The organism is Specibacter cremeus (assembly GCF_003946885.1).
Classification (GTDB): domain Bacteria; phylum Actinomycetota; class Actinomycetes; order Actinomycetales; family Micrococcaceae; genus Specibacter; species Specibacter cremeus.
In genome coordinates this window covers 78,755-93,030 of the sequence record NZ_RWKQ01000013.1, presented here as the reverse complement: position 1 = coordinate 93,030, position 14,276 = coordinate 78,755, and the positions used below count along the sequence as shown (strand labels likewise).

The following is a 14,276-nucleotide window of genomic DNA, read 5'->3' as shown; positions in this document are numbered from 1 at the left end:
CACCCGCAAACCGGGGACCTCATCGGCATGGACTCCACCGCCCGCCTCTTCCCCGAAGCCCTCAAACGCTTCCTACGCACCCGTGATCAAACCTGCCGCACCCCGTGGTGCGACGCCCCCATCCGCGACTACGACCACATCACCCCATACGGCGACGGCGGCCACACCAGTNATCGACAACGGCCAAGGACTGTGCAAACGCTGCAACCTCACCAAGGAAACCCCCGGCTGGACCACCACCCCTCCCGCCCAGCCCGGCAGCACCGTCACCACCCCCACCGGCCACACCCACCACGGCACCCGGCCAAAACTCCCCGGCAGCTGCGCCGAAACGGGGCGCTTCGCAGGTCCCGTACGCTGGGTTCCATGAGCTCACTCTTGGACGACGGCATCGCCATCCGGTTCACGAAGCCCGACGACGACGAAGCTCTCGCCGCGGCATACCGGCGCAACCGGGAGCACCTGCGCCCCTGGGAACCGATCCGCCCCGACGCGTTCTACACGGCGGCCGGCCAACGGCCCGTGCTCGAACGGTTTCACGCGGAGCGCACCGCCGGAACCGGGTATTACTGGGTCCTCACCGACGCGGAACGGGTCGTCGGCCGGATCTCACTGACCGACGTCGTCCGCGGCGTATTCCTCAACGGGCACCTTGGCTACTGGATCGACAAGGAGTGGCAGGGTCGTGGCCTGGCGACGGCGGCTGTCAATTTCGTCGCGGACCACGCCCGTGGCGAACTGAGCCTGCATCGCCTCCAGGCCGGCGTGCTGCCCCACAATGCCGCCTCGCGGGCCGTCCTCACCAAGTGCGGCTTTGCAAGGTTCGGCCGCACCCCGGAATACCTGCGCATCAACGGCCGTTGGCAGGATCATGACCTGTTCGCCCGTATCCTCTTCCGCGATGCCGGGGCCGCCGCCTGAACGTTCTCTGGACACCGGCCGGACGGGCGTCTAGACTCCAACACTTGTGCGCCACGGCGCAACACCTCGCCACTGCCCCCCACGAGATCGAGAATCGCCATGTTCGAGGACGCTCCACCGGCCGCTTCGACGGACGCGGCGCCGGCCGCCGTCGACAAGCTGTCCCGCCAATCCATTACGGTCATCATCACGTTGCTCGCGGCAACGTTCGTGGTCATCTTGAACGAGACCATCATGAACGTGGCCCTCCCCAGGCTCATGACGGACCTGTCCGTCCAGGCCGACACCGTGCAGTGGCTGGCCACCGGCTTCATGCTGACCACGGCCATCGTCATACCCACCACGGGTTTCATCCTGGAGAAGCTCACCACGCGGCAGGCCTTCATGCTCGCCATGGGGACGTTCAGCGCCGGTACCGCCCTGGCCGCCGTCGCCCCCGGCTTCGCGGTGCTCCTGCTGGCCCGCGTCATCCAGGCCTGCGGCACCTCGCTCATGCTGCCGCTGCTGATGACGACCATCCTGACGCTGGTACCGCTGCGGCGCCGTGGCATGGTCATGGGCAACGTCACGATCGCCATCTCCGTGGCCCCCGCCCTCGGCCCTACCGTCTCCGGCTTCATCCTGCAGCACTTCAACTGGCGGTTCATGTTCATTTTCGTGCTGCCCATCGCGCTGCTCGCGCTGGTCATCGGCGCGAAGTTCCTGACGAACATCGGCAAACCCGGGGACCAGCGCCTCGACGCCCTCTCGGTCCTGCTGACGGTGCCGGCGTTCGGCGGCCTCGTCTACGGGCTCAGCCAGATAGGCGCCGGCTCGCCCGGCACCGGACCGAGCCCCTCGGCCATCGCCGCCCTCGTTGTGGGCGTGGCCGCCATGGCCCTCTTCGTCCGCAGGCAGCTGGGCCTACAACGGTCGGCCTCCCCGCTGCTGGACCTGCGCGTGTTCACGCACCGGATGTTCACGGTGTCCACGCTGCTGATGGTCGTGGCCGTCATGGCCCTGTTCGGCGGCGTGATCCTGCTCCCCCTGTACCTCCAGACGGTGCTCCACGTGGACGCCCAGGTGACCGGGCTCATCCTGTTGCCGGGCGGGCTCGCCATGGGCCTGTCCGGGCCGCTGATCGGCCGCCTGTTCGACAAGATCGGCCCCCGCCCCCTGACGGTATCGGGGGCGGTCCTGCTGCTGGCGTGCCTGTGGCAGTACTCGATGCTGACCGAACACACGGCAATCTGGTGGATCGTCGCCGTCCAGACGGCGCTCAACGTGGGCTTGGCGCTGCTGTTCACCCCCGCCTTCACCACGGGCCTGAACCCGCTGCCGCCGCACCTGTACTCGCACGGTTCGGCCGTCATGAGCACGCTGCAGCAGGTGGCCGGCGCCGCCGGGACGGCGCTGCTCGTCTCCATCTTCGCCATCGTCTCCGCGGGCTCCGGCATCGCCGCGGGCATTCGCGCCGCATTCCTGGCGGCTGCGCTCATGGCGATTGCCGCCGTCGTCCTTGCCGTCATGATGCGGCGCACCGCACCGGACGGTGATTGAGCCCGTCGAAATCACCGGGTCTCGCTCCCCAGCCGCTCCCACTGCTCGCAAGCTCTCAGCGGGTCCCTCGCGGCCGTGAGCCCAAGCTCGACCACCGGCAGACGATCGGCCCGCGTGGAGTACCACGCGGGCCGATCGTCTGACGTCGATATGGAGTTATGTCATCCGTCGGCGCCGGCGGGCGTGGTCGTGGTGGTGAAGCCCTCCAGCTTGTTGGCCGCGATTGCGTACTTGTTGGTGAACGTGCCGGCGATGGTGACCTTGGACGTGTCGACTCCGTTCCCCTTCTCCATGGCGAAAATGACCTTCGGTCCGCCGGCAGGCATGATGCCGTCGGGCAGGAATTGCCCCTTGTCGGTGGTCAGCCCGGCAATGTACTGATCCTTGCTGATGGTGCTGTTCTGGACGTATGACGCCGGCAGCTTGTCGGCGATGTCCGCTGCCGAGTGGGTGTTGATCCAGTGCATGGTGGCCACCAGGGCGTCCACCACTTTCTGGGCGGCATCCTCGTGCGCATTCACCCAGCTCGCGTTTGCCAGGAGCCCTGCAGCGGGCCAGTCGCCGCCGAGTGCCTTGGTGGCGCCGTCCGCGGTGGCCAGGTCGACGGCGGTGTAGGCGAGCTTCTTGCTCAACAGCGCGCCGACGGTCGGCTGCGTGGTCATGACGCAGTCGGCGGAGCCGCGCTGGATCGCGGCGATCGCCGTCGACCCTGCGCCCACGGCGAGCGTGTGATAGTCCTTCTTCGTGACGCCCTGCTTGGAGGCGACGAACTGCGTCAGTTCGTCGGTTCCGGACCCGAGGTCGGTGACGCCCAGGGTCTTGCCCTTGAAGTCGGCTGCCGAGTGAACGCCGCTGTTGACGCCGCACATCTCGCGTTCGCCGGGCGCACCGGAGAGCTGAACGAGGTTGATCACATCTTTGCCCTTGGACTGGAAGTCCACCGTATGGACATACCAGGCGCCGGCCATGTCGACCTGCCCGGACGCCATCGCGTCCTCGGCGCCAACGCCGCCATTCTGCTCGGTCGAAAGCTCGACGTTCACGCCGTACTTCTTGTAGTACCCAAGCTGTTCGGCAAGCTGGTACGGCAGGTAAATCTGCTTGTCGATGCCCCCGACCATCAACTTGACGGTGGGAACCGAAGCGGAGCCGGCGTTGGACCCGCTGCTGCTGTTCCCTCCGCCGCAGGCCGCGAGGCTGAGCGCGATGGCTCCGGTGGCGGCGACCGCGTAGATCTTGTGCTTCATCATGGTGCGTTTTCCTTTGTTTGTCCCGAAGATCCGGGCGTTTGCGTGCTGGGAGTGAATGAGGGGATGTCAGATCGCCTGGGCTTCGGAACGGCTCGGCGGCCGCCATTTCAGCAGCGAGCGCTCCAACAGGGTGATCAGGTATTCCGCCCCCAGCGTGACCACGGCGATGATCACCATGCAGGCGAAGACCGTATTGGGATCGAAGGTCCCCTGCGCCTGGCTGATGATCAGGCCGATGCCGTGCTGGGCGCCGAGCACCTCGGCAACGAGCGCGCCGATGATCGCGAAGCCGAACGCCGTGTGCAAGCTTGCGATGATCCAGGTCATCGCCGACGGAATTGTCACGTGGGCCGCGACCTGTAGCGGCGAGGCACCCAAGACACGCACGTTCGCGATCAGGTTCTGGTCCACCTCACGGACGCCCTGGAAGGCGTTGAAGAAGACCACGAAAAAGACCAGGACCGCTGCGAGCAGCACCTTGGGGAAGGTACCGAGACCGAACGCGACGATGAAGATCGAGCCGAGCACGATTCGGGGGATGGAATTCACGATCCGGATGTAGGGGCCGACCACGGCGGAGAGGTACTTGTTCGAGCCGAGCAGGATGCCGAGCACAATGCCCGCGAACGTGCCGAGCAGGAAGCCCAACAACGCCTCCTGGACGGTGATCCAGAGGTTCTCCCAGATGGTGCCGAAGGCGGTGCCCTCCGTGAAGAGGTGCACCAGGCTGTTCCAGATCTCGGTCGGCTGGCCGAAGAAGAACTTGTCCACCCAGCCGGCGGCGGTGAACCACTGCCAGCCCCCGATCACAATGACCGCAAGGATGATGCGCCCAGCCCAGGTCGCCGTCATGCGTTGCCGGGCCTTGCGCCGGCCCACAGCCTGGATGTCGGATGGTTGCTCAACCATGTGGGTTCCCGTGTGCTTGATTGCTGTTGTTGTCATGCTGCTGCACCTGCCGTTTTTGCATAGGCCCGTGTGACCTCGTCCTTCAGGGAATCCCAGATCTGGCCCTGCAACTCCAGGAAGCGCTCCTCATGCCGGATCTGCTGGACATCGCCGCGCGGCCTGGGAAGATCAATGTCGAAGACATCCTTGATGGTGCCGGGGCTGCTGGTCATGATGACTACCCGGTCGGCAAGTGCCACCGCCTCGTCGAGGTCGTGCGTGATAAACAGGACCGAGGGGCGCAGTTCTTCCCAGAGCTGTAGCAACTCGTTTTGCATGATGGCCTTGGTCTGCACATCCAGGGCGCCGAACGGCTCATCCATCAGCAGGATCTTTGGGTTGTTGATCAGCGCCGCCGCCATGGCGACGCGCTTGCGCATGCCGCCGGACAACTGGTGCGGGTAGCGGTCCTCGAAACCGGCCAGGCCAACGCGGCGCAGCCAATCCATAGCGAGCAGGGTGGCTTCACGCTTGGGCGTGCCGAGCAGTGCCGGGCCGATCGCCACGTTGCTCAGGACGGTCTTCCAGGGGAAGAGCGCGTCCGCCTGGAACATGTAGCTGACGCCCTTCGTGATGCCATTGACGATCTGGTCGCGCACGCTCACCGTCCCGGCGCTTGGCTTCTCCAGGCCGGAGACCTGGGCCAGCGTCGTGGACTTGCCACAGCCCGTCGGTCCGACGATGGCGCAGAACTGGCCCGGCTCGATCTTGAGCGTCACGTCCTGGATGGCCGTGAAGGTCTCGCCCTTGGGCGTGAGGTAACGCTTGGTCAACCCGACGATGTCGATGCGTGCCGCATCCTCGGCTCTGTCGCGAGCCGCAGGCGGCCGATGGGGATGATTGACATCCATGTGCTGGGACCTCTCTGTGGAAATCGTTGCCGTACGTGATGTGGATCACGGACTCTGGGTAAAGCTTAGAAACGCGCCCGGTCGCGCCAGAAGACTTCAGGATGTTGTGTGCCTTAACCGCGAAAGTGCAGGTTTTGAGCTTTTACGCACGGTCCAGGTGGTGGCCCCGTGGGATCGGTGTGAGAATTGATGCACCGACCGGGAAGGACTTGTGCATGGTGTGCGTGGTTCCCCCGATGGCGGGTGTCCGCTGCGCCGCGACCAGCCCGGTTTCGAGCACCCGATGACGCACCCGATCAGGTCCCGCACGCCCGGGCGTTGGCGCGCCTGGGCGCCGAGGCAACTGGCCACCCAGATCCTGGTCTGGGTGCTGTGCCTGATGGTCGTCACGGTGGCCACGGGCGGGTTGCTCGTCGCCTACACGCGCGCCAACGACCTGGACCGCCAGTACGAGCTGCGCGCCCTCGGAATCGCGAGCACGGTGGCGCAGATGCCGGCCATCGCCGCCGCCCTGGCCGACGGCGATCCGCAGCACCAGATCCAGGCGCTGGCGGGCCGGGTCATGGCCGGTGCCCATCCGTCCTACGTCGTCGTCACCGACCGGTTCGGCACCAGGTACTCCCACCCGAACCCGGCCCTGATCGGGCAAAAACTTGAGGAACCGGTCGCCGTCCTCGACGGCCAGACCCACCTAGGCATCGACCCCGGCAGCCTGGGCCGGTCCGCCAACGCCAAGGCGCCCATCCTCGACGCGCAGGGCCGGGTCATCGGACAGGTCTCGGTCGGCATCCTGGAGACCACGGAACGCGCGGAACTGGTGGCCGGGACCTGGGCGGTGGTCGGCTTCTCCGCGGTCGTGCTGGCGTTGGGCGCCATCGGCTCGCTGCTGCTGGCGCGGCGGATCAAGCGGGTCACCTTCGACCTGGAACCGGCCGAGATCGCCTCGCTGCTGCAGGAACGCGAGGCGCTGCTGCATGGCATCCGGGAGGCGATGATCGGCACGGACGACGACGGCCGGATCACCGCCGTCAATGAGGAAGCCCGCCGGTTGCTGGGCCTGGAGGGCACGGTGATCGGTTCACCGCTGGCGTCCCTGGTCCCCGAGGGCCGGCTCCGAGACCTGTTGACGGGCAAAGTCGGTGGCTCCGACGAGGTGGTCCTGACCGAGGACGCGGTGCTGGTGATCAACCGCATGCCCGTGCAACTGGCCGGGCGCAGCATCGGCCACGTCGTCACGCTGCGCGACCGGACCGAACCGGAGAACCTGGGCCGGGACCTGCAGTCGGCGCACGGCCTCATGAACGCGCTGCGCGTCCAGGAACACGAATACGCCAACCGGCTGCACGTGGTGGCCGGGCTGCTGGAGATCGGCGACACGGACACGGCCCGCGGCTACCTGGCGCAGATCGCCCAGGGTTCGGCGACGCTGGCCGAGAGCCTGCGCGCCCGGTTCGCCGCGCCGGAACTGGCGGCCCTGCTGGTGGCCAAGACCGCCGTCGCCGCCGAACAGGACGTGGCCGTGGTCGTCGCCGACGGCTCGCACCTCGAGGACGCCGGCGTCGAACTCGGCACGGTGCTGACCATCGTGGGCAACCTGGTCGACAACGGCGTCGACGCCGTCGCCGGGGCCCCCGGCGGCGGCGCGGCGGAGCGCACCGTCACCGTGCTGATCGACGACACGGACGGGTTGTTCATCTCGGTACAGGACACCGGCCCCGGGATCCCGGTGGACCGGCTCCAGGACGTGCTGACGGACGGCTACTCGACCAAACCGGCCCGCCCGGGCATCCACCGCGGCGTGGGACTGGCGCTCATCAACCGGCTGGTGCGCCGCCACAACGGCACCCTGGACGTGTTCGCCGGTCCGGGCGGCCATGTGGAGGTGTGGCTGCCCACGGGCGCCAGGGCACCCGCGAGCGCCGGCACGCTCACCATGGAGGAAGGAACAGCATGATCAGGACCCTGGTGGTCGACGACGACTTCCGGGTGGCCGGCATCCACGCCGCCCGGGTGGCCCGGGTGGACGGATTCGAGTGCATCGGCCAGGCGCACACGGGCGCCGCGGCGCGGGCGGCCATCGAGCGGCTGCACCCCGACCTGCTGCTGCTCGACGTGTACCTCCCCGATGAGAGCGGCATCGCGCTGCTGCGTTCCCTGCAGGCCGCCGGCACGCCCGTGGACGCGATCATCATCACGGCCGCGCGGGACCTTGAGACGGTCCGCAACGCCATGAGCAGCGGGGCCGTGTACTATCTGGTCAAGCCGTTCGGCTTCGAGGCGCTGCGCGTGCAGCTGGAGGCGTACCGCCGCTGGACCGAACAGCTGGCGGCGTCCGGCGTCGCGGACCAGGCCACGATCGACAGCCTGTACAAGTTGCGGCAGGCGCCCGCCGCACCGGCCCCCGTGGCCCGCGACCCCCGCGGCCTGCAGCCGACCATGGCCAAGGTGTTCGACGCCGTCCGGCGCTCCCCCACGCCCATCGGCGCGGCGGAGATCGCCGAACGGATCGGCATCAGCCGCCCCACCGCGCAACGCTACCTGGGCGTGTTGGAACGCCGCGAATTCATCGCCCTGGAGCTGAGCTACGGGGCCACCGGCCGGCCCGTCAACACCTATGTGCCGCTGGACCGCCCGCGCTGATTGAGCCTGTCACCGGGTCTCGACAGGCTCGACCACCGTATCGGTGGTTGAGCTTGCCGAAACCCCGGGTCTCGCTCGACCACCGAACTTCTAGAACAGCGCGACCTTGGGCACCGGCGGGAACAGCTCGTCGAGCTCGGCCAGGTCCGCCGCGGACGGCTCCCAGCACACGGCCGCGGCGTTCTGGCGGATCTGCTCCGGTTTCGTCGCCCCGGCGATGACGCTGGCCACCGAGGGCCGGCTGGCCAGCCAGGAGAACGCGACCTGCAACTCGGTCAGCCCGCGGGCGGCGGCGAACGCGCCGAACCCGCGCAACTGCTCGAAGTCTGAATCCGACATGAGATTCTGCCGGGCGTGCGTGAGCCGGCTGCCCTCGGGCGCCTTGCCGGAGCTGTACTTGCCGGTCAGCAGGCCGTTGGCCAGCGGGAAGTACGGCAACACGCCCAGGCCGTACGCCTCTGCGGCCGGGGTGACCTCCAGCTCGGCGCGGCGGTCCAGCAGGTTGTAATGGTTCTGGCTGGACACGAAGCGGGTGGTGCCGGCGGCGCGGGCGGTGAACTCGGCCTCGGCGATCTGCCAGCCGGCCCGGTTCGAGTGCCCGATGTAGCGGACTTTGCCGGCCCGCACCAGGTCGTCGAGCGCGGCGAGCGTCTCGCCGATGGGGGTGTGCGGGTCCGGGGTGTGGAACTGGTACAGGTCGATCCAGTCCGTGCCGAGGCGCCGCAGCGATGCCTCCACGGATTGCATGATGTATTTCCGGGAGCCGCGCCGGCCCCAGTCGACGCCGTTGGCGCCCCGGGCATCCATGCCGAACTTCGTGGCAACAATCACGTTCTGCCGCTCGGCACCCAGCGCCCGGCCCAGCATGGTCTCGCTGAGCCCTGGCTCACGCCCGTACGTGTCCGCCACGTCGAACAGGGTGACGCCGGCCTCCAGCGCGGCATGGACGACGGCGTCGGTCCCCTCCTGCGTCTCGGTGACGGTGCCGCTGCGGCCAAGGTTGTTGCACCCGAGCCCGACGACTGAAACGGTGAGGCCCGACCGGCCAAGCTGGCGAAACGTGGTGCTCATGGGCGGAGAACTTCCTTCAATGGTGGCGGATGGTGACTACGGCTACGCCGTCGACGTTACACGCCCGGTTCCGCGGGTCCGGACCCGTGATAGGCAGCAGGTAGCATTTTGGGTATGTCTAAAGTCCTCACCTCCCTTCCCGTCGGAGAACGCGTCGGAATCGCGTTCTCCGGCGGCCTCGACACGTCCGTCGCCGTCGCCTGGATGCGCGACAAGGGCGCCATCCCCTACACCTACACCGGCGACCTGGGGCAGTATGACGAGCCCGACATCGGCGCCGTGCCCGGGCGCGCGCTCGAGTACGGTGCCGAGGCGTCCCGCCTGGTCGACTGCAAGCCGGCCCTCGTCGAGGAGGGGCTGGTCGCCCTGGCCTGCGGCGCGTTCCACATCCGCTCCGGCGGCCGGGCCTACTTCAACACGACGCCGCTGGGCCGGGCCGTCACGGGCACGCTGCTGGTGCGCGCCATGCGCGAGGACGGCGTTGACGTGTGGGGCGACGGTTCCACCTACAAGGGCAATGACATCGAGCGGTTCTACCGCTACGGCCTGATGTCCAACCCGAAGCTGCGCATCTACAAGCCGTGGCTGGACCCGCAGTTCGTCGCCGAACTGGGCGGCCGCGCCGAGATGAGCGAATGGCTCGCCGCCCACGGCTTCCCATACCGCGACTCCGCGGAGAAAGCGTACTCGACGGACGCGAACATCTGGGGCGCCACGCACGAGGCCAAAACACTCGAGCACCTGGACACGTCACTGGAGACGGTCCAGCCGATCATGGGCGTGCGATTCTGGGACGAATCCGTGGCCATCGCCACCGAGGACGTCACCATCACGTTCGAGGCCGGCCGCCCGGTGGCCATCAACGGGGCCGGGTTCACCGACGCCGTCGCCCTGGTCAACGAGGCCAACACGATCGGCGGCCGCCACGGCCTGGGCATGAGCGACCAGATCGAGAACCGCATCATCGAGGCGAAGAGCCGCGGCATCTACGAGGCCCCGGCCATGGCCCTGCTGCACATCGCCTACGAGCGGCTGCTCAACGCCATCCACAACGAGGACACGGTCGCCAACTACCACGCCGAGGGCCGCCGCCTGGGCCGGCTCATGTACGAGGGCCGCTGGCTGGACCCGCAGGCGCTCATGCTGCGCGAGTCGCTGCAGCGCTGGGTCGGCTCCGCGGTCACGGGTTCCGTCACGCTTCGCCTGCGCCGCGGCGACGACTACTCGATCCTCGACACCAGGGGCCCGGCCCTGAGCTACCACCCGGACAAGCTCTCGATGGAGCGCGTGGGCGACGCCGCGTTCGGCCCGCTGGACCGCATCGGCCAGCTGACCATGCGCAACCTGGACATCGCCGACTCGCGCGCCCGCCTTGAGCAGTACGCGAACCAGGGCCTGGTCGGCGACGCCACGGCGAAGCTCGTCGGCGCGCTGGAGTCCGGCGGCGCCGGGAGCATCGTCGACCTGGACACGGCCGGCGACGACGCCCTCGCCACGGACCGTGCCATGGAGAGCGCCGCGTTCGACGCCGGCACCGACTGATCCCCGGTGGTCGAGCTTGTCGAGACCCGCGGGGGTCGAGCCTGGGCCCACGGCCGCGAGGGGCCCCGCCCGAGCGTGCGAGGGTGGGGAGCGGCTGGGGAGCGAGACCCGGACTTGTCGAGACCGGATTTCGACAAGCTCAATCACCGGTGGTCGAGCCTGTCGAGACCCGAGGGCGGGTCTCGACAGGCTCGACCACCGTCTCGATCACCGTTCAGCCGCCGAGCGTGAACGGCCCCTTCGACGGCTTCGGGTGCTTTTGCTTGAACGCGGTCGGGTCCGCGTGGGGGGCGACGGCCACCGTCAGCTTGGTGAAGTCGAGCTTCGCCTCGCGCAGGCACACCAGGATGTTCGCGACGGCGATGGCCGGGTCGGGGGCCAGCACGAACAGGTTCAGTTTCCCGGTCCCGTGCGCGGCGGCGGTGAATTCCGTCCGCTCCACCGTGCCGCTGCCCCGCCACGCCAGGTGCGCGGTGAGCGCCTCCCTGGCCTTGTGGTCGAGGTACTTGTCCCGGTCGGTGACGCGGTCGCTCTTGAGCGCATACTGGGCCACGACCCACCACTGCTCGGCCGGGACCAGGGCCGCGTAGCCGTCCTCGGCGCACTGGGCGGTGAACGCGTCCAGCAGGCCGCGGGCCTCCTCGCCGGACGCGACGGCGCGTTCGCGCGACGTGCTCTGGTGGCCCACGGTGCCGTGGTTCACCACGAAGTACGCCGGCACGGCATTCCCGGACCCTTCGTCCCCGGCCCCGGCGTCAACCCAGGCCTCCCGGAATACCAGTGTGCCGCCGTCGTCCGTCTTGTACACGCGCACGATGCCGGCGTCGGCCGTCCCGGCGTCATTCAACTCGGCGTCATTCAACTCAGCGTCATTCAACTCAGTCACTACAGGTTCCTGCCTTCGGTGAAACGGGCCGCGGCGCGGCCGTCGAATGGGGCCAGGCCCGCCGTGACGGCGACGGCCAGGGATGCGCACTCGGCTTCGAGGTGCGCGGCAAGCCCGGCCGGGTAGTTCATCCGCACCCGGTGCTCGGCGAATTCGTCCTCGTCGTCAATGAACACGCCGCGGGACCGGGTGCGGATGACGTCCAGGTCCATGTCGATCATGTGGAATTCCACGACGGCGGGCCGGATGCGCCGCCAGGCGAAGTCGACGGCCATGTCGATGTACAGTTCCACGCCGTCGGGGTGCGCGGCATCGTAGAACGTGGCCACCCAGTCGCCATCGTGCGGGACCAGCAGGACGGCGTCGGAGGCCGTGTACAGGGCCGCGCCGGGGCGGGAGATGAACTCGCCCGTGCCCTGGAAGATCCAGTGCCCGAACCCGTCCGCGCCGAGGTAGCGGCCCGGCACCACCCAGTGCGCGGTGCCGTCCCACTTGCGGTTGCGGGCCACGACGAGCTCACCGCGATGCAAGGTGGGCGCGGTCCGGCGGTCCGTGCCGGTGGCTGCGACCGTCACAGGATCGGCAACTGCCCGGTCCGCGGGGCCTCCTGGCCGGGCAGCGGGCGCGCGAACGGCACCCGTGTGCCCAGCACCTGCTCCACCACGTCCTGGGCGACACGCTGGGCGGTCAGCCCGACCCGCTCAAGGACCTCGGCACGGGTGCCGTGGTCCAGGAACTCGACCGGCAGCCCGACCTCGTTCAGGGCCGTGTCGACGCCGGCGGCGCGCAGTTCCTGGCGAATTCGCGAACCGATGCCGCCGGCCCGTACCCCGTCCTCGATGACGATCACGATGCGGTGCCGCGAGGCCAGGGCGACGATGGACCGGGGCACGGGCAGCACCCAGCGTGGGTCCACGACGGTGGAGGAGATGCCCTGCGCGCCGATGCGCCCGGCCACGTCCAGTGCCAGCTCGCTCATGGCCCCGACACTGACGACCAGCACGTCGGCGTCCGTCTCGGCGGGTCCATGGCTGTTGTGCTCGTGCCGGGCCAGCACGTCGACGCCGTCGGAGAGCCGTTCGAGGGCCTTCACCTCCGGCCCGACCTTGCCCTTGGAGTAGCGGATGACGGTTGGCGCGTCCGGAACGGCGACGGCCTCCCGCAGTTCCTCGCGCAGCCGGACCGCGTCGCGCGGGGCGGCCAGGTGCAGGCCGGGGACGATCTGCAGCATGGACATGTCCCACATGCCGTGGTGGCTGGCGCCATCCGGCCCGGTCACCCCGGCCCGGTCCAGGACCACGGTGACACCGGCCTTGTGCAGCGCCACGTCCATGAGCAACTGGTCGAACGCGCGGTTCAGGAACGTGGCGTAGATGGCCACCACCGGGTGCAGCCCACCGTAGGCCATGCCGGCCGCCATGGTCAGCGCGTGCTGTTCGGCGATGCCGACGTCGATGACGCGCCGCGGGTGCTTGTCGGCGAACTTCTGCAGCCCGACGGGGATCAGCATGGCCCCGGTGATGCCGACGACGTCGGGGCGTTCGTCCGCGATCTGGGCGATCTCGTCGCCGAACACGCCCGTCCAGGACTTGCCGCTGGGGGTGTCGACGGGGATGCCGGTGGACGGGTCGATGACGCCGACGGCGTGGAACTGGTCGTCCTCGTGCGCGCGGGCCGGCGCGTAGCCGCGGCCCTTCTCCGTGATGGCGTGCACGATCACCGGGCCGGCGAAGTTCTTCGCGGCGGTCAGGGCCGCCTCCATGGCCTTCTCGTCGTGGCCGTCCACCGGACCGACGTACTTCAGGCCGAGGTCGTCGAAGAGGCCCTGCGGGGCCCACCAGTCCTTGATGCCCTCCTTGGCGGCGTGCAGTCCCTTGTACACGAACTGGCCGGCGGCGTTGCCCTCCTGGAGTCTCCGCTTGGCCCAGTCGAGCGAGGACTCGTAGCGTTGGTGCGTGCGGACATGGTCGATGGCGGGGCGCAACGAGGCCAGGTAGTCGGCGAGCCCGCCCACCGTGGGGGCGTAGGAGCGGCCGTTGTCATTGACGACGATGACGACGCGGCGGTGCTTGTCGGCGGCGATGTTGTTCAACGCCTCCCATGTCATGCCGCCGGTCAGGGCCCCGTCACCGACGACGGCGACCACATACCGTTCGGCGTCGCCGGTCAGCGCCCGGGCCCGGGAGATCCCGTCGGCCCAGGACAGCGACGAGGACGCGTGTGAGCTCTCGACGATGTCGTGCACGGATTCGGCGCGTGACGGGTAGCCGGACATGCCGCCCTGCTTGCGCAGCGTGGAGAAGTCCTGCCGGCCGGTGACGAGCTTGTGCACGTACGACTGGTGTCCGGTGTCGAAGATGATGGAGTCCCGGGGGGAATCGAACACGCGGTGGATGGCGAGCGTCAGCTCGACGACACCGAGGTTGGGGCCGAGGTGGCCTCCGGTCTGGGACACGTTGGCGATCAGGAATTCGCGGATCTCCTGGGCCAGTGCGACCATCTGGCGCTCGCTTAGCCTGCCCAGATCCCGCGGATCCGCGATCGTCTCCAAAAGTCCCATGCGTCCTCCCTGGACCGTGCTGCCAACACCTAAGGATATACGGGCGCCGCTTCCCACACGAAGCACGA

Annotated in this window: 12 protein-coding genes; 5 read left to right on the top strand and 7 right to left on the bottom strand. The window is 68.6% G+C overall.

Annotated features, from left to right (window positions below):
* Positions 1–366 precede the first annotated feature (366 nt).
* Both EJC77_RS06970 and EJC77_RS06965 read left to right on the top strand, forming a co-directional pair.
* Entirely contained in the window at positions 367–921 is a 555-nt protein-coding gene (locus tag EJC77_RS06970) for a GNAT family N-acetyltransferase (RefSeq protein ID WP_125610986.1), read from the top strand.
* Positions 922–1,020: 99 nt separating this feature from the next.
* Positions 1,021–2,460, top strand: coding sequence for a DHA2 family efflux MFS transporter permease subunit (locus EJC77_RS06965; protein ID WP_125610985.1), 1,440 nt, complete (start codon positions 1,021–1,023; stop codon positions 2,458–2,460).
* A 161-nt stretch (positions 2,461–2,621) separates the two neighbouring features.
* On the opposite strand, the gene EJC77_RS06960 is transcribed toward EJC77_RS06965, so the two are convergent.
* From EJC77_RS06960 to EJC77_RS06950, 3 genes are all read right to left on the bottom strand, one after another.
* Entirely contained in the window at positions 2,622–3,710 is a 1,089-nt protein-coding gene (locus EJC77_RS06960) for an ABC transporter substrate-binding protein (RefSeq protein WP_205786956.1), read from the bottom strand.
* Between the two features lie 66 nt (positions 3,711–3,776).
* On the bottom strand, positions 3,777–4,655 hold the full coding sequence (locus EJC77_RS06955) for an ABC transporter permease (RefSeq protein WP_125610983.1): 879 nt from the start codon (positions 4,653–4,655) through the stop codon (positions 3,777–3,779).
* Positions 4,652–5,509 (bottom strand): ABC transporter ATP-binding protein, encoded by an 858-nt coding sequence (locus EJC77_RS06950; RefSeq protein ID WP_125610981.1) that lies wholly within the window; start codon positions 5,507–5,509, stop codon positions 4,652–4,654. The genes EJC77_RS06955 and EJC77_RS06950 overlap by 4 nt, the downstream gene beginning before the upstream one ends.
* Positions 5,510–5,729: 220 nt before the next feature.
* Between EJC77_RS06950 and EJC77_RS06945 the strand changes: the two genes are divergently transcribed.
* Positions 5,730–7,463, top strand: coding sequence for an ATP-binding protein (locus tag EJC77_RS06945; RefSeq protein ID WP_205786954.1), 1,734 nt, complete (start codon positions 5,730–5,732; stop codon positions 7,461–7,463).
* Positions 7,460–8,149, top strand: coding sequence for a response regulator (locus EJC77_RS06940; protein WP_125610979.1), 690 nt, complete (start codon positions 7,460–7,462; stop codon positions 8,147–8,149). The genes EJC77_RS06945 and EJC77_RS06940 overlap by 4 nt, the downstream gene beginning before the upstream one ends.
* 90 nt (positions 8,150–8,239) lie before the next feature.
* On the opposite strand, the gene EJC77_RS06935 is transcribed toward EJC77_RS06940, so the two are convergent.
* Positions 8,240–9,220, bottom strand: a complete 981-nt coding sequence (locus EJC77_RS06935; RefSeq protein WP_125610977.1) for an aldo/keto reductase — start codon at positions 9,218–9,220, stop codon at positions 8,240–8,242.
* A 114-nt stretch (positions 9,221–9,334) separates the two neighbouring features.
* Between EJC77_RS06935 and argG the strand changes: the two genes are divergently transcribed.
* Entirely contained in the window at positions 9,335–10,762 is a 1,428-nt protein-coding gene (gene argG / locus EJC77_RS06930; protein ID WP_125610975.1) for an argininosuccinate synthase, read from the top strand.
* 214 nt (positions 10,763–10,976) lie between these two features.
* Here argG and EJC77_RS06925 read toward each other — a convergent pair whose 3' ends face one another.
* The 3 genes from EJC77_RS06925 to dxs are packed head-to-tail and all read right to left on the bottom strand — an operon-like array spanning position 10,977 to position 14,208.
* Positions 10,977–11,639 (bottom strand): hypothetical protein, encoded by a 663-nt coding sequence (locus EJC77_RS06925; protein WP_240629882.1) that lies wholly within the window; start codon positions 11,637–11,639, stop codon positions 10,977–10,979.
* A gap of 8 nt (positions 11,640–11,647) precedes the next feature.
* On the bottom strand, positions 11,648–12,223 hold the full coding sequence (locus EJC77_RS06920; protein WP_205786952.1) for a ribonuclease FAU-1 family protein: 576 nt from the start codon (positions 12,221–12,223) through the stop codon (positions 11,648–11,650).
* A complete protein-coding gene (dxs, locus tag EJC77_RS06915) occupies positions 12,220–14,208 on the bottom strand; it encodes a 1-deoxy-D-xylulose-5-phosphate synthase (protein ID WP_125610973.1) in 1,989 nt (662 codons plus the stop codon). The genes EJC77_RS06920 and dxs overlap by 4 nt, the downstream gene beginning before the upstream one ends.
* Positions 14,209–14,276: the final 68 nt, after the last annotated feature.

Coding starts and splice junctions, on each gene's coding strand:
- EJC77_RS06940 (WP_125610979.1), top strand. CDS start 7,460: ATGATCAGGACCCTGGTGGTCGACGACGACTTCCGGGTGGCCGGCATC.
- EJC77_RS06965 (WP_125610985.1), top strand. CDS start 1,021: ATGTTCGAGGACGCTCCACCGGCCGCTTCGACGGACGCGGCGCCGGCC.
- EJC77_RS06950 (WP_125610981.1), bottom strand. CDS start 5,509: ATGGATGTCAATCATCCCCATCGGCCGCCTGCGGCTCGCGACAGAGCC.
- EJC77_RS06935 (WP_125610977.1), bottom strand. CDS start 9,220: ATGAGCACCACGTTTCGCCAGCTTGGCCGGTCGGGCCTCACCGTTTCA.
- EJC77_RS06960 (WP_205786956.1), bottom strand. CDS start 3,710: ATGATGAAGCACAAGATCTACGCGGTCGCCGCCACCGGAGCCATCGCG.
- dxs (WP_125610973.1), bottom strand. CDS start 14,208: ATGGGACTTTTGGAGACGATCGCGGATCCGCGGGATCTGGGCAGGCTA.
- EJC77_RS06955 (WP_125610983.1), bottom strand. CDS start 4,655: ATGACAACAACAGCAATCAAGCACACGGGAACCCACATGGTTGAGCAA.
- argG (WP_125610975.1), top strand. CDS start 9,335: ATGTCTAAAGTCCTCACCTCCCTTCCCGTCGGAGAACGCGTCGGAATC.
- EJC77_RS06970 (WP_125610986.1), top strand. CDS start 367: ATGAGCTCACTCTTGGACGACGGCATCGCCATCCGGTTCACGAAGCCC.